At 54.2% G+C, this 15350-nt stretch carries 17 protein-coding genes; 2 read left to right on the top strand and 15 right to left on the bottom strand.

Features of this window, described 5'->3' with window-relative positions; genetic code table 11:
- Positions 1-23: 23 nt before the first annotated feature.
- The 15 genes from RTM06_RS19875 to fliF form a co-directional block, all read right to left on the bottom strand.
- Positions 24-1727 carry a methyl-accepting chemotaxis protein gene (locus RTM06_RS19875; RefSeq protein ID WP_312184472.1) on the bottom strand — a complete coding sequence of 568 codons (1704 nt, stop codon included), beginning with the start codon at positions 1725-1727 and terminating at the stop codon, positions 24-26.
- Positions 1728-1869: 142 nt separating this feature from the next.
- The gene (rcsA, locus tag RTM06_RS19870; RefSeq protein ID WP_008105413.1) at positions 1870-2505 is read right to left on the bottom strand and encodes a transcriptional regulator RcsA; all 636 of its coding nucleotides are present in this window, start codon (positions 2503-2505) and stop codon (positions 1870-1872) included.
- A gap of 629 nt (positions 2506-3134) precedes the next feature.
- The gene (fliR, locus tag RTM06_RS19865) at positions 3135-3923 is read right to left on the bottom strand and encodes a flagellar biosynthetic protein FliR (RefSeq protein ID WP_256696751.1); all 789 of its coding nucleotides are present in this window, start codon (positions 3921-3923) and stop codon (positions 3135-3137) included.
- Positions 3923-4192, bottom strand: coding sequence for a flagellar biosynthesis protein FliQ (gene fliQ, locus RTM06_RS19860; protein WP_008105408.1), 270 nt, complete (start codon positions 4190-4192; stop codon positions 3923-3925). Before fliQ ends, fliR begins: the two co-directional genes overlap by 1 nt.
- 25 nt (positions 4193-4217) lie before the next feature.
- On the bottom strand, positions 4218-4949 hold the full coding sequence (gene fliP / locus RTM06_RS19855; protein ID WP_154190575.1) for a flagellar type III secretion system pore protein FliP: 732 nt from the start codon (positions 4947-4949) through the stop codon (positions 4218-4220).
- Complete coding sequence (gene fliO, locus RTM06_RS19850) at positions 4949-5344, bottom strand: flagellar biosynthetic protein FliO (protein ID WP_256696750.1); 396 nt, start codon at positions 5342-5344, stop codon at positions 4949-4951. Before fliO ends, fliP begins: the two co-directional genes overlap by 1 nt.
- 2 nt (positions 5345-5346) lie before the next feature.
- Positions 5347-5757, bottom strand: a complete 411-nt coding sequence (gene fliN / locus RTM06_RS19845; RefSeq protein WP_008105402.1) for a flagellar motor switch protein FliN — start codon at positions 5755-5757, stop codon at positions 5347-5349.
- Positions 5750-6757, bottom strand: coding sequence for a flagellar motor switch protein FliM (fliM, locus tag RTM06_RS19840; protein ID WP_008105401.1), 1008 nt, complete (start codon positions 6755-6757; stop codon positions 5750-5752). The genes fliN and fliM overlap by 8 nt, the downstream gene beginning before the upstream one ends.
- A gap of 4 nt (positions 6758-6761) precedes the next feature.
- Complete coding sequence (fliL, locus tag RTM06_RS19835; protein ID WP_176970358.1) at positions 6762-7247, bottom strand: flagellar basal body-associated protein FliL; 486 nt, start codon at positions 7245-7247, stop codon at positions 6762-6764.
- Positions 7248-7376: 129 nt separating this feature from the next.
- Positions 7377-8639, bottom strand: a complete 1263-nt coding sequence (locus RTM06_RS19830) for a flagellar hook-length control protein FliK (protein ID WP_312184467.1) — start codon at positions 8637-8639, stop codon at positions 7377-7379.
- A complete protein-coding gene (fliJ, locus tag RTM06_RS19825; protein ID WP_008105396.1) occupies positions 8636-9079 on the bottom strand; it encodes a flagellar export protein FliJ in 444 nt (147 codons plus the stop codon). Before fliJ ends, RTM06_RS19830 begins: the two co-directional genes overlap by 4 nt.
- Before the next feature lie 19 nt (positions 9080-9098).
- Positions 9099-10463 (bottom strand): flagellar protein export ATPase FliI, encoded by a 1365-nt coding sequence (gene fliI / locus RTM06_RS19820; RefSeq protein WP_008105395.1) that lies wholly within the window; start codon positions 10461-10463, stop codon positions 9099-9101.
- Complete coding sequence (fliH, locus tag RTM06_RS19815) at positions 10463-11164, bottom strand: flagellar assembly protein FliH (protein ID WP_137386041.1); 702 nt, start codon at positions 11162-11164, stop codon at positions 10463-10465. Before fliH ends, fliI begins: the two co-directional genes overlap by 1 nt.
- Positions 11157-12149 carry a flagellar motor switch protein FliG gene (gene fliG, locus RTM06_RS19810; protein ID WP_101763955.1) on the bottom strand — a complete coding sequence of 331 codons (993 nt, stop codon included), beginning with the start codon at positions 12147-12149 and terminating at the stop codon, positions 11157-11159. Before fliG ends, fliH begins: the two co-directional genes overlap by 8 nt.
- Entirely contained in the window at positions 12146-13876 is a 1731-nt protein-coding gene (gene fliF, locus RTM06_RS19805; protein WP_312184466.1) for a flagellar basal-body MS-ring/collar protein FliF, read from the bottom strand. Before fliF ends, fliG begins: the two co-directional genes overlap by 4 nt.
- A gap of 258 nt (positions 13877-14134) precedes the next feature.
- On the opposite strand from fliF, the gene fliE reads away from it, so the two are divergent.
- Both fliE and RTM06_RS19795 read left to right on the top strand, forming a co-directional pair.
- Complete coding sequence (fliE, locus tag RTM06_RS19800; protein WP_008105389.1) at positions 14135-14446, top strand: flagellar hook-basal body complex protein FliE; 312 nt, start codon at positions 14135-14137, stop codon at positions 14444-14446.
- Between the two features lie 125 nt (positions 14447-14571).
- Entirely contained in the window at positions 14572-15279 is a 708-nt protein-coding gene (locus tag RTM06_RS19795) for a YnfC family lipoprotein (RefSeq protein WP_312184465.1), read from the top strand.
- The last annotated feature ends 71 nt before the right edge of the window (positions 15280-15350 follow it).

Here is a 15350-nt window from a genome sequence, read left to right as displayed (position 1 = left end):
GGGACAACGCGCACTACCTCAAATCAAAACGTCTCCCAGTTATCATTTCCCGACGTCGCCAATGCCGGACGCGGTGCCAGATTCGGCGTACGCAACGCGGACTGCGCCGCTTTAGCCACCTGCGCAACCGGCGCATCATTCAAACGGAACACCGCTACCGCCTGCGTCAATCGGCCGGCCTGATCTTCCAGCGAAGCCGCTGCTGAAGAGGCTTCCTCAACCAGCGAGGCGTTCTGCTGCGTCACGTTATCCATCTCGGTCACCGCCAGGCTCACCTGCTGTATGCCACGGCTCTGCTCATCCGACGCGGCAGCAATCTCTGCCATAATGTCCGTCACGCGCCGTACCGCTTCAACAATCTCGCCCATGGTATTACCGGCTTCACCGACCTGGCGTGAACCATTGGTAATCAAACCCACCGATTCCGCGATCAGCGTTTCAATCTCTTTCGCCGCCTGCGCACTGCGCTGTGCCAGATTACGCACTTCGCTCGCTACCACGGCAAAACCACGGCCTTGCTCACCGGCACGCGCCGCTTCAACGGCGGCATTCAGCGCCAGAATATTGGTCTGGAAAGCGATGCTATTGATGACGTTGGTGATCTCGGCAATCTTCTTCGAGCTGCCAGAAATGTTGGTCATGGTTTGCACCACGCCGCTCACCAGATCGCCGCCGCTGCGAGCTTTGCCAGAGGAATCAGCAGCCAGCTGACTGGCGTGATGCGCGTTTTCGGCGTTCTGTTTCACCGTTGCAGTAAGCTGCTCCATGCTGGCGGCGGTTTGCTCCAGCGCCGAGGCTTGCTCTTCGGTACGTGATGAGAGGTCGGTGTTGCCAGCTGAGATCTCACTGGAACCCTGATAAATCGCCACCGCACCTTCACGCACCGTGCCTACGGTACGCACCAGCGAAGCCTGCATCAGTTGCAGGTTATGCAGCAAGCTTCCAATCTCGCTGCGGCCATAGGCTTGCTCCGGCGCGGTCAAATCGCCTTGCGCAATACGTTCGATGCGGTCAACGGATTGGCGCAGCGGGTTAATCACCACGCGACGCAGGAACACGAAGGTCAACAGCACTAACACTAATGCGGCGACAAATGCGATAGCCATCGCAATAAAGCCGACGCGTGATTGATGTGCCGCTGCGGCATTAATCGCTTCGGCGCGGTCGGTACGGATTTTAATCGCCTTCAACAGCACGGCGTTATAGGCGTCATCCAGCTTACGCGTGACGTCGGTTTCCTGCGCCACGATACCTTCAAAGCTGCCTTGCTTAGCCGATTCAATCATCGGCTTGAGGCCCTTATCAATATAGGCATTGAAGCTGGCGGTCAGCGGCTCATCAAGAGCAATATCCGCCGGCGTTTTTGCCTTGCGATCCATATAGAGTTTAAAGCCTTCGCGCGCTTGTTTAATTCGCGTCTCGGTGCGGGCTAAATCGGCACGATAACCCTCCATCTCGCCAATACGCGCGGCGGCACCGGATTGCAGCACATTCAGTCGCGCAGTGCGCAGATGGTTAGAACTGTTGGAGATGCCCATGCGGATTTGAATTTCTTCCGTAGCATCATTGAGGGAGTTATTACTCTGAATCAAAAAGTAGCTGGCGAGTCCAATGCACAGGGCAAAAAGCAGCAGAATGCCACCAAAGATCATACTGAACAAAGGCATCAGGCGCAGGTTCTGCCAGATGCTGAGCTTATATTGCTCATCAATCGATGCTGTTTTCATATCCTTGCTCTCATGTAGGTAGGTGTTATGAGAATAAGCATCGGCAGGCGAGGGGAAAGGATTAGGCAGGAAAGTGAGATCAAACTCGCAAAACGAGAAAGGGGCCAATCGCTGGATTGGCCCCTTTATTCACTGAAGGAAATTATCGCACGTTAACATAAATCCCTGAGGTGACATTATCAGTCAGACGTACGACATGATAAATAACCTGCTTATTATGGGTTTTAATTTTACGTTTAATATTACCTTTGTGTGACGAAACGGTTTTAGCTTTAATTTGCATGTTCTCAGATATCTGAATGGTGTCATGACCTGACATCCACATTTTCAGCATATTTGATTCAGTCTGACTTAATGTCAGTGGATGAACGTCGAGCCCAGCAGAAATACGTGGCGACGCGTTGAGTTTCTTTTGCAGGTAGGTGCCTAACAAAGAATCCAGTGTCGAAGTTTTTATCGATTTTGACGTAATAATCAGGTTCTTACGAACGTAGAGATATTCCTCAAAATGGATATTCGAGATCGCCATGAAAATAAAGAATAAGGTATCAGGATGCTGCATGATAATAGCACGAATACGATCGCTTGAATCAGATTCGTGAATAAAGCACTCTTCGTTGATAAACACGACGCCCGGCTTTATTTGCTCACATCTTTGTTGCAATTGGTCGATGTCAGAGACAGGAGTAATATTTTTCTTTTTAACTCCTTTCGCAGACATATAGTCAGACAAACCCAGGCGTGTGTAATTACATGAATCCATAATAATCGTTGGCATTATAGCGACCCTCACCAATTTGTTATCCGTTTAAATCAACGATGAATACGCGTTTGCGGTACGAGAGAAATTTCCAAAGACACTTTTTTATTCTGCTCGGCAGATTGGCGATAGTTATCCATGCGCCATCATGACTCTTCCCTGAACCGTGCTGCGAAGTTATTTTTATAGTACATCCACGTCACTCTCATCTCAGCCATAGTGGGAATAGCTGAGGATTTGCATTAAGTGTTTAATTCGCTCTGTTTTGAGAGCCCTGTCACTATCGCGCAGATCACAGACAAATCTGATAGGACAAATCTTAAAAACATTTGTTTAGCGAAAGTATGACGCTTCAGCGAGCGTTGACAATGCCGGAAAAAAGGGATTTAGACAAGAAAAATCGCTTTGAAATTTTTTTTGTTTAAAAACAGCCCTTTGAGCATTTCATCAACCAATTCACAAGGTTTAGCCCCTTAGGAATCGTCTGACTAAAATACGCGAAGCGCGGTTTAATAAGAATAATTTTCACCAAAAATGCGCATTTATCAGAATTTCCTCAGTTGATTTCTGAGAAATATGGTTCAGAAAATGCACAGACAGTTTTTGGTTGCTTAAGTATTACTTAAGAACATCTATAGAATAGTTAATCAACTGCCGCGGGAAAGTTCTGACACAAACTGGGCGAGTAAATCAAAGACTTCGCTGAACAGATGTTCGCAGAAGGGAGCAAGCAGCGGCATCATCAACCCAACGCTGAGGATGCCCACCGTTAAGGTAATCGGGAAGCCGACCGCGAAAATTGAGAGCTGAGGTGAAACACGGTTTAACAAACCTAGTGCCATGTTTAGCGTGAGGAGTAGAACTATTAAGGGCAGCGCTAACATCATGCCATTAAGGAAAATTAATCCGGCGGATTTCACCAACGCCATAAAGGCATTGGCGTTAAGCGGCTGATCGCTGATCGGCAAGGTGTGAAAACTGTCCACCAACAGCGAAATCAGCCACAGATGCCCGTTGAAGGTAAGAAACAGCAGCATCGCCAGCATATCGAGAAAACGTGCCAGCACCGGCATGTTCAGGCGGCTGCCCGGATCGAAGAAAGTGGCGAAGGACAAACCCATCTGCAAACCAATCACTTCACCCGCCATGCGCACTGCGGCAAAGGCGAACTGCATGGTCAGGCCGATGCTTACGCCAATCAGCAACTGTTGCAGCAGTAACCAAAATCCGGCGGGCGTAAATAATGTGGCTTCCACCGGCGGCAGCACCGGCAGGATGATCCAGGTGGTTAATACCGCGAGGCCAATCTTAACGCGCTTGGGAATCGATTTTTCGCTTAGCACCGGCGCGCTGGCAAACAGCGCCAGCAAACGCACCATCGGCCAGAAGAATTGTGCGACCCAATGGATCAGCTGGCTGCTGTCGAGGTTAATCATTAGCCAATGATGTACGGCAGATTGCTAAACAGCGTGCGAATGTAATCCAGCATCAGATTCAGCATCCACGGACCGGCGATCACTGCGGTAGCGGCAACGGCTAGAATCTTCGGGATAAAGGAGAGCGTTTGTTCGTTAATCTGGGTCGCGGCTTGCAGCACGCTGATGATCAAACCGCTGATCAACGCCACCAGCAACATCGGCGCGGCCATCAGCAGCGCGACGCGCATTGCTTCCTGGCCCATAACCATTACTGATTCAGGTGTCATGTTGCACTCCTCGGGAAATGTCGGGTTACGAGTAGAAACTTTGCGCCAGTGAACCCACTAGCAGCTGCCAGCCATCCACCAGCACGAACAGCATCAGCTTGAACGGCAGGGAAATAGTCGCCGGCGGCACCATCATCATCCCCAGCGCCATCAGCACGCTGGCGACTACCAGGTCGATGATCAGGAAGGGGATAAACACGGTGAAACCAATCTGGAAGGCGGTTTTCAGTTCGCTGGTGACATACGCCGGCAGCAGAATGCGCATCGGTACCGCTTCCGGACCCTGAATCGGCGCGGTGTTGGCCAGACGCGCAAACAGCGCTAAATCGGCTTCGCGCGTTTGGCGCAGCATAAATTCACGCAGCGGCTGTGCACCTTTATCAATCGCGTCCGCCATGCTGATTTTGTCCTGGCTGAACGGCAGATAGGCGTCGGAATAAATTTTGTCGAAGGTCGGCGCCATAATAAAGAAGGTCAGAAACAGCGCCAGGCCGAGCAGCACCTGGTTAGGCGGCGCAGATGGCGTGCCGAGGGCGTTACGCAGTAAGCCAAACACAATGATGATGCGTGTAAAGCTGGTCATCATCAGCAGTACGGCCGGAATAAAGGTCAGCGAGGTGATGAAAACCAGCGTCTGCACCGGCAGCGACCAGCTCTGGCCGCCATTGGCCAGCGGCTGGCTGATTAAACCTGGCAGCTGCGCATGGGCAACCGGTGCCAGCAACAGCAGCGGTAGAAGAGCAAGGAATCGACGCATCATTGGGGTTTTCCGGGACGTTTAACCAGATTCTGGAACAGCTGGCGAAAATCCTGCGGGGTAGCGCTGCTATTCGCCAGTTCTTCCGGCGGCAGCGGCGGTAACGAGTGCAAATGCGTAATCTGTTGGGCGGTGACGCCCAACACCAGACGCGCATCGGCGGTATCGACAATCACCACACGCTCGCGCTGACCCACCTGCACGGTGGCGCTGACTTTCAGCGCCTGGCCGGTCACCGTTTTCGGCGCAAAGCCAAGACGTTTCGCCAGCCAGCCGCAGCCGAGAATCAGCAGAACAATCACCGCCAGCACGCTGCTGACCTGGCCAATCACCGAACCGGTAGAGACCACCGGCTGGCTCGCTACCGGTTGTTCCGCTTGCGTGTGCTTTAACATGCTTAACGGCTCAGACGACGCATACGTTCAGACGGGGTAATGATGTCGGTGATGCGCACGCCATATTTGTCGTTCACCACCACCACTTCACCCTGTGCGATCAGATAGCCATTAATCAGAATATCCAGCGGTTCACCGGCCAGGCCATCCAGCGCCACCACTGAACCCTGCGTCAAGCGCAGCAGCTCTTTGATGGTCATTTTGGTGCGACCCAGTTCCACGGTCAGTTTGACCGGAATATCCATGATCAGATCGATATCCTGCAGCGAACCGCTGATGCCAGGATTCTCCAGCGATTTGAAGACATTTTCAGTCGGATCTGGCGCGCTGGTGGTGGTTTGTTCGTTCATAGCTGCAGCCCACAGATCGTCCGCGGAGATGTCGTCGTCGGACGGTTTCTTGCTGTCACTCATCGGGCTGTTCCTCGTTCAGCGAATTCAAAATCGGGTTAATCAAATGTTCTACACGCAGGGCATACTGGCCATTGATGGTGCCGTATTGGCTAGTCAGCACCGGCACGCCATCGACGTGAGCAATGATGCGGTCCGGCTTCTCAATGGGCAGGACGTCACCAGGTTTCAGCTGCAAAATACGTGACAGGCGCAGCGATGTTTCGGCGAAGTGGGCAATCAGCTCCAGCTCCGAGTGCTGCACCTGTTTCACCAGATTGTCGCGCCAGTGATTATCTTCACGACGTGAGTTTTCAAGTGGCGGATTGACCAGCAGCTCGCGCAGCGGCTCAATCATTGAAAACGGAATACAGATATTGAATTCACCGACCAGGTTACCAATCTCCACCTGGAACGGCGTGTTAACCACGATGTCGTTCGGTGAAGTGGTGATGTTGGTGAATTTCACCTGCATCTCAGAACGCACATACTCGACTTCCAGCGGATAAATCGCTTTCCATGCGTCGCTATAACCATCCAGCGCCAGCTTCAACATGCGGCGAATTACGCGCTGTTCGGTATGGGTAAATTCACGGCCTTCAACTTTGGTCGGAAAACGACCGTCGCCGCCAAACAGGTTATCGACAGCAATAAATACCAGGCTCGGTGAAAACACCACCAGCGCCGTGCCGCGCAGCGGCTTCAGGTGGATCAGGTTCAGGTTGGTTGGCACCGGCAGGTTGCGGGCGAACTCGTGGTACGGCTGAATTTTGATCGCACCCACACTAATATCGGGGCTACGGCGCAGCAGGTTAAACAGCGCCATACGGAAATGACGGGCAAAGCGCTCGTTGATGATCTCCAGCGCCTGCAGACGCTCACGTACGACGCGGCGCTGAGTATTGGGATCATAGGGACGGATGTCGCCATCGGTCCCTTTGGAACTGTTCTCTACTTCCGCGCTGTCACTGTCGCCATTAAGCAGCGCGTCAATCTCAGCCTGGGAGAGAATGCTATCGCCCATTAAATCACCTCAAAATGAAGGCGGTAAACAGCACGTCATTGACAACCTGAGCCGGTTGACCTTTTACCAGCGGCGGCGCCAGTGCCTGTTTGATCTGCTCAACCAGGGCCTGTTTGCCTTGCTCTGTTGCCAGTGCCGTCGCGCTTTGACGTGAAAGCAGTAACAGCAGACGGCTGCGCACTTCCGGCAGGTAATCGTTCAACCGACGACGGGTATCCTCATCGGGCAGACGCAGGGTGAAACCCACGTACAGCACACGGTCGGGATCGTTGTCAGGATTGACCAGGTTTACTGTAAACGTATCCATTGCAAAAAATACGGGAGCAGCCGGTGGCTCGACTTTCGCCGCGTCCGGTTGGCTGCCTTCGTGTTTATTCATCATTCGCCAGACTGCATAGCCTGCCACGCTGCAAGCGGCCAGCGTTACAATCAGTAACACCGGTAGTAGTAGTGAACGTTTGCGGCCTTTAGCTTTCGCGTTATCAGACATCTTGCAGTTACTTCCTGTGAATTATGGGCAAGCCTCTCGGCTTACCTGGACAGATTATCCCGCGTCTTAAGTCAAACAATGGGAAGAAAAGACGCGGGTTTTACGCTTACCTTCAGCGTTTAGCGGCTGTCAGGCAAAGATATCGACAGCGCCGTTACCGGCCGCGCGCGCTTGAAGGGCTGCCGGGACGGCAATAGGCGTTATCTCGTTGTCACTGTCCTGGGAGAGGGTAAAGCTGCCGTGCTGTCCGTCACGACGTCCTTCCTGCTGGCCCTGATAACTCTGGCCCTGTGCGAAGGCGTCGCTGCTGACGTTACTCTGTCCCAGGTTTATTCCGCTCTCCGCCAGCGCTGTACGCAGCTGAGGGAGAGCCGCTTCCAGCGCGGCCCTCACTTGGCTGTGGCTGGAAACCATACTTAACTGTGCCTGATCCTTATCGAGGGTCAGGCTGATCTGGATAGCGCCCAGATCCTGCGGATGTAAACGCAATTCGGCGTTCTGCTGCCCGTTGCGGCTAAACATCACAATCTGCTGACTCAGCGCCTGCTGCCACTCGCTGCTGCCGAGCTGCGCATTCAGCATGGGCGTCGACGGCGTGGTGCTGGTCGAGGCGGTGCTGCTCACCAGCGAACTGGTGGCGCTCAGGGGTGCGTTGGTTAATGGCGCTACCTGGTCATCACTGTTCTGTGCGGCGGTGCGCTCTTCCGGCTTACTCAGCGCATTCAGCACCTGCTTAAAACTCTCATCCAGCGTCAAGCCGCTGCTGGTACTGGCGGTGGTGGTGACGCTGCTGCTGATCTGCGTGTTGGCAGCCGTTTGCGTTAAGCGCGTTCCAGCATCGCTGGATTTATTCTGTGCACCATCCGGCTGCGCTTGCTCTTCCTTTACTGCACCGGCCAGCGAACCGCTTAACAATGCTGCATTAAGCGAAGCGCGAGTGTCAGTTTTGCCTTCGCCCGTGCTGCTTACCATGGCTGTGCTGGTGCGGTTCTCAACCGCTACCGGCAACATGGCGAATAACGCCTGCACATTCTGTAAGTCGCTGGCAGTTAACGAACTTGCCTCACTCTTGTCTTTATCATCGGCTGATTTCAGCGTGGCTTTAATGTTTTCCGGCTGTAAAAGTGCGTTTAACGCATCTGGTTTCTCTAGCGCCTGTAATAACGCGCTTAACGAGGCTTTACTGGCGTCTTTTTCATCAACTTCTGCTGTCAGATCAGTCGATTGCGTGTTAATAGCTTGTTGCTTTACCAGCGTCAGCAAGCGGTTGCCGAGTTCAGTAATAAATCCCTGTGGCAGGTTATCTGTGCCCTGCAAAAGATCGGAGGAAACTGAACTGTCAGCGTCTCCCAAAACCGAGGTTTGCGTAGCAACTGTTGGCAGCGTAATCATTCGCCTTTCCTCAATGCGGCCCGTTGGGCAAATTCATCCATCCGTTTCTGATCGAGACGGTTTTCTTGTCGTAATGCGTTTTCCTCAGCGCGCGTAATCAGCGTTTGATAAGCATTGAGTCGCTTATGCTTTTCACGCCAGTTGCTCAGCGCGGTATCAAGGCGCTGATTCCACTGGGAAAGCTGTTGGCGATGCTGTTCGATGGCTTTTTCCAGCGTCTGAATAAACTGGTGATAATTGGTCCAGCGCGTGCTGGCGATGCCGCCGGACATATCCTGATTGAGCTTGTTGCGGTACTCATCCTGATAATCCAGCAGCATGCTGAGTTGTTCGTCGGCCTGCTGCACACCACGACGCATATCGCCGAGGTGAATCACCGCACTCTCCAGTTCCTGCTCCGCCATATCGCGCAGCTTGTTGATCGCACTGGCCGTTTTCATGACTTAACCTCGTTTGGCGTTAACCGAACATCGCCTGCAGATGCAAACAGGCATCGTCGTAGTCGCTGCGTTCGAAAATGCCCTGATGCAGGAAAGCTTCCATCTCGGGATAGAGCTTGATGGCGCGGTCCAGCATCGGATCGCTGCCTGCGGCATACGCACCCACACTCACCAGATCGCGGTTACGCTGGAAGCTGGAGAGCAACTGTTTGAACTGGCGCACGCGCGCGTAGTGCGTCTCATCAATTAATGAGGTCATGGCGCGGCTGATCGACGCTTCAATATCAATCGCCGGATAGTGACCGGCTTCTGCCAGACGACGCGACAGCACAATGTGGCCGTCGAGAATCGCACGCGCCGAGTCGGCAATCGGGTCTTGCTGATCGTCGCCTTCCGTCAACACGGTATAAAACGCGGTGATCGAACCGCCGCCGTGCGTACCATTACCGGCGCGTTCCACCAGCGCGGGCAGTTTGGCGAACACCGAAGGCGGATAACCTTTGGTCGCTGGCGGCTCACCGATGGCCAGCGCGATTTCACGTTGCGCCATGGCGTAGCGGGTGAGGGAATCCATAATCAGCAGCACGTGCTGGCCGCGATCGCGGAAATCTTCGGCGATACGCGTGGCATACGCAGCACCCTGCATTCGTAATAGCGGCGAGACGTCTGCGGGTGCGGCGATCACTACCGAACGCGCGCGGCCTTCGGCACCGAGAATGTTTTCAATGAACTCTTTAACTTCACGACCACGTTCACCAATTAAACCCACCACGATCACATCGGCTTTGGTGTAACGCGCCATCATGCCGAGCAGCACGCTTTTACCGACGCCGGAACCCGCGAACAGGCCCATACGTTGACCGCGACCCACGGTGAGCAGGGCGTTGATGGCGCGCACGCCGGTATCCAGCACATCTTCAATCGGCGTACGTTGCAGCGGGTTAAACGGTGCGGTGATCAGCGGGGCGCGATAGCCGGTTTCCGGCGCCGGCAAACCATCCAGCGGTTTGCCGCTGCCGTCGAGGACGCGACCCAATAGTTCCGGGCCCAGCAGCATCTGCTTGCCACTGTGCCCGCTGTCGCCACTGACGCGTGCATAAACGCGCGCACCCGGCAAAATGCCGTCCACTTCTTCCAGCGGCATCATTAACAGTTTCTGGCCGTTGAAGCCGACCACTTCACTCTCCACTTCAGTGATCTTGCTGCCATCGGTACGTTCAATAATGCAGGTTGCGCCGAGCGGCAGTTGCAGGCCGGTGGCCTCCAGCACCAAACCGGTGGCGCGCGTCAGGCGGCCGTAGCGACGCACGGTTTGCACCTGTGAAATACGCTCTTCGAAGGCGTCAAGCGCGCCGAGCCAGCGTGAAAGGCGTGAGGAGGTCATTACAGTGTCCCCGGAGCGGCCAGGCGGCACAATTCCTGCCAGCGTGTTGCCACGCTCGCATCAAGGTCGCCATCTTCGGCGCTAAGCTTACAGCCGCCAGGATGCAGCGTGCTGTCGGCCAGCAAGCGCCAGCCGTGGAGATCCAGCGTAGGACCGAGCGTCTGCTCGATGCGCTGTAAATCGTCAGGATGGACGCGCAGCTGCGGTTTGCCGCTGAACATCGGTTCCTGCTGAATCAACTGCTGGATTTGACGCAGCAGGGCGGTGCCGTCCACCTGCGTGGCCTGGCCAATCACCGTGCGTGCAGCTTCCAGTGCCAGCTGCATCAAACGAGAAGCGATTACGCTGTCGAGCGCTTCCAGCGTGTGATGGAACTCGGTCACCAGCTGCTGCATGCGTGCCTGCAGCGGCGCTTGCTGCTGCTGCGCATCGGCTAAGCCTTGCTGGAAACCGGCGTCATAACCGTTCTGTTGCGCTTCGGCGAAACCTTTCTGATAGCCTTCGCTGTAGCCCTGCGTCTGCGCATCTTTACGCATCTGCTGCTGCATGCGTTCCAGCTGCTGCTGCTGTTCCGCTTCGGCGCTCAGTTCAACATCGATCTCCGGCTCCTCAAGCTGAGGCTCCGGTTCGGCGCCGAACGGGCTGCCTAAATCATCAGGCTGCCAGCGCTGCCACGCGCGGGCGGAAAAGGCATCAGACATAGGTTTCCTCGCCACCACCAATGACCATCTCGCCGGATTCTGCTAAGCGGCGCACCACCAGAAGAATCGCCTTCTGTTCGTTCTCCACCGCCGACATACGGACCGGACCCCGGTTGGCCAGATCGTCGCGCAGGATATCGGCTGCACGGGCGGACATGTTTTTGAGGAACTTCTCGCGCAGCGGCTGCTCGGCACCTTTCAATGCCACCAGCAACTGCTCGGATTCCACTTCCTGCAACAGGCGCTGGATGCTGCGGTCGTCCACTTCCACCAGGTTTTCGAACAGGAACATCTCGTCGATGATCTTCTGTGCCAGCTCGCCATCGAAGTCGCGTACTGCTTCGATAACCGCTTCTTCCTGCTGGGTTTTCATCAGGTTGATAATTTCTGCTGCCGTTCTCACGCCGCCCATCTTCGCGCGCTTGAGGTTGGTGCCGTCGAGCAGGCCATTCAGTACTTCGGTCAGTTCGGCCAGCGCGGCTGGCTGCACACCACCAAAGGTGGCGATACGCAGCATCACATCGTGACGCAGACGCTCGTCGAACAGCGCCAGAATATCCGCCGCCTGGCCACGTTTGAGGTGGACAAGGATGGTGGCGATAATCTGCGGATGCTCGTCGCGAATAAGGTCGGCGGCCGCCTGTGGCTCCATAAAGTTGAGCGTTTCCATGCCGCTGGTGGTCTCGTTTTTCTCGAGAATATCTTCCAGCAGGCTTGAAGCTCGCTCCTCGCCCAACGCTTTGATCAGCACCGAACGCAGATAATCGTTGGAGTTGAGGCTCAGCGCCGCAAACTGTTCGGCATCGGCTTCGAACTCGCGCAGCACTTCGGTCAGCTGTTTGTGTGAAACCTGGCGCATATTGGCCATGGCGCCACTCAGGTGCTGAACTTCACGCTGGTTAAGGTGTTTGAACACCTCCGCCGCGCGCTCTTCGCCGATGGTCATCATCAGAATGGCGCTTTTTTCTGTACCGGTCAGACTCATAGTTCTTTACTCATCCATTCGCGGATAACCAGCGCAACGACGCGCGGATCGTTTTCAGACATGTCGCGGATGCGCTGGCTCATCACTTCGGCGCTCATGCGGTTAGTAGATTTACGCTCCTGATCCAGCTCGTCTTTACTGAGCTGAACGTTAAAGGCTTCTTCTTCTTCCCTTGCGGCAGAGCGGGCTGCCAGCGCTTCCGCGGCTGCTTGTTCCTGCGCTTTCTTACGCATCAGCTGTGGACGAACCAGCTTGCGATAGAGGATGAAGCCAACCAACGCCACCAGCAGCCAGCGACCGGCAGTCATCAGCTGATCGAAGAACGATTGCTGCTGCCAGAATGGCAGGTCGCCACCGCTTGGCTCGGTCATGTTGAACTGTGAGTTCACCACGTTGACGCTGTCGCCACGGGTTTGTGAATAGCCCATAGCTTCACGGGTTAAATCTTCAATCTGCTTGATCTGCTGCTCGTTAAGCGCCACCGCTTTGCCTTTGCCGTCGTCGCGGTAGTTCACCACCACGGCAACCGACAGGCGCTGCACATCGCCGACGTTCAGCTTGGTATGACGAATGGTGCGATCCAGCTCGTAGTTCACCGTGTCGTTGCGCGTTGAACTGCTTGGGCCAGAAGATTGGGCGGTGCTGGTGGTGCTGCCATTATTCTGCGCATTGGCGTTTTGCGCGTTCGCGTTCTGACCGTTGGCATTATTGTTGTTATTGGCCGGTGGATTGGCCACTGGAGCGGTGTTGGCTGGCGCAGGCTGATTCGACAATGCACCCGGTACGCCACCCGGATAGGCGCTGCCATTCTGTTCGGAGTTGCTGGTCTGGCGTGAACGCACGGCGGTATTGTTTGGATTGGCGTTCGGCTGATATTTCTCGTCGGTCTGCTCGCTGCGGTCAAAGTTGATCTGCGCCGTCACCTGCGCGTGCACATTACCCTGGCCAACAATCGGGTTGAGGATTGCTTCGATGCGCTGCTGGAAGCGCGCTTCCACTTCAGAGGCATATTTCAGTTGCGCATCATTCAGGTCGCGACCTTCGCTATCGGAGCGGGTCAACAGACGACCAGCCTGATCGACAACGGTAACGTTGCCCGGCGGTAGACCGGCCACACTGCTGGAGACCATATGCTGAATGGCCTGAATCTGACCTTCATCTAACGCGCGGCCAGGTTGCAGATTCAGCGTGACCGAAGCGGAAGGGGCTTTCTGCTCACGCACGAACAAGGTTGGTTTTGGCATTGCCAGATGCACGCGCACGCTCTTCACCGGACCGAGCGTTTCGATGGTGCGCGACAGTTCACCTTCCAGCGCACGCTGATAATTGATCTGCTCGCTGAACTGGCTGATACCGAACTTCTCTTTGTCCATCAGTTCAAAGCCAACGTTGCCGCCTTTCGGCAAGCCTTGTTGTGCCAGACGCAGACGCAGCTCATGCACTTTATCGGCGGGCACCATCAGTGCTCCACCGTTATCAGCGAACTGGTAAGGGATGTTCATTTGCGTCAGCTGCGTGACAATCGCGCCACCATCCTCATCGGAGAGATTGTTATAAAGCACGCGATAATCTGGCGCCTTTGCCCACAGCACCAACGCAAACACCACTGCGATAACCGCAGCAGCGGCGATAATTAAGGGAATACGCGGATTGGCGCGCAGGCGGGCGAGAAGGTCATTGAAGCCTTTCTTAGCTGTATCCTGTGTAGCGGCTGCACTCGCATTCATGACCGATTCCTGCCTGACATTATTGATCGGGTGAGGTGTTGTGGTGACAAAACGTACTCCCTGAAGACTTCTCCCCTAAAACCGGGAGAGGAGAAAAATTAAATTCCACTTATTGGCAGGCATTATTTGATGATTCGGGTCTCATCGATGGGTGGATAAGCCGGGTTTTTTGCGGTCATTTAGCGCCTTTGTCCTATTGACAGTGTGTTAACTTTCTCATCGTGAAAATTTAATCACGTCTTCATTAGGGGTCAGGCAATGTCAATTCAGGCGATTGAGGGTGTGCTGCAGCAGCTGCAGATGACGTCTCTGCAGGCCAGCGGTAAGCAGGCGGAATCCACCAATCAGGTCGATTTTAGTGCCACCATGAAAGCAGCACTCGACAAGATCAGTGAAACTCAGACAACGGCGCGCGCTCAGGCGCAGGATTTTGAAATGGGTAAACCGGGCATCCAGTTAAACGATGTGATGGTCGATCTGCAAAAATCCTCTATTTCCATGCAGATGGGTGTGCAGGTGCGAAACAAACTGGTGTCGGCTTACACCGATATTATGAGTATGCAGGTGTAGTTTTTTCGGGTTTCTTTCAAGTATAGTTCAGCGCGGTGATGGTTTTATCTCAGGCGGAACGGTCGCTGCATCACAGTGAATACACCGCCCAACGCGCTGCCTTATTATGAGAAGAGGATTCTCACGTGAAGAAAACCCTGCTGTTTTTAGTCGCCATCATTCTGCTTGCAGGATGTGACAAGGATGACGCGACCTATTATTCGCAAATGAAAAACTTTGCCTATCTTTATCAATTCGAAGCGCTACCCGGAAAAGTCAAAAATACCCATCAAACGCTGTTCACCGCCGACGGCCAGCAAATCTTTGAAGTGAATGTCGATTTCGATCATAACGGCTGTCCAACGCATGTTAAATCGGTGGGCAAAGAGGGCGAAGTGATTGAGGTTGCGCGCGACGGCAACACATTAAAAGGCAGCGAGAATGGTCAGGACGTAGTGGTGACGCTGGATAAAAACTGCGCCATGGTGAAGAAAGTCACGCCGAGCATGACCGTGGATATTGCCTATAACAAACAGGGCTTGGTGGAACAAATCTCATCGCCCGCTTCAGATGCAGCGTTTCATCTCGCCTATAACAGCGCGGGTGAAATGGCGGTATTGAGTATTACTCAGGCCGGAACGGAAGTGTCCCGTGCTACTGCAGTGCGTGCAGAAGATAAGAAAAAGATTTCCGACGTGGTCACCACGGTAAAACGTAATAACCAGATTAAAACCGTCAGCAATGTCTGCAAATATAAAAACGATGTTCCCTATTATTGCGACATTATTACCACCGACGCAGCGGGCGAGGTGGTGGATAAGCAGTATGGCAATATCGAGGCGACATATTATTAGTTTGTTGGTCGCCATTGATGGCGACCACCACACTATTTAATCTCAGGCCACGCCACTGCCGGGAATCCATT

Origin of the sequence: Pantoea sp. CTOTU46764 (assembly GCF_031974595.1) — a bacterium.
Taxonomy (GTDB): Bacteria; Pseudomonadota; Gammaproteobacteria; order Enterobacterales; family Enterobacteriaceae; genus Pantoea; species Pantoea trifolii.
This window is presented reverse-complemented; position numbering and strand designations above follow the sequence as displayed.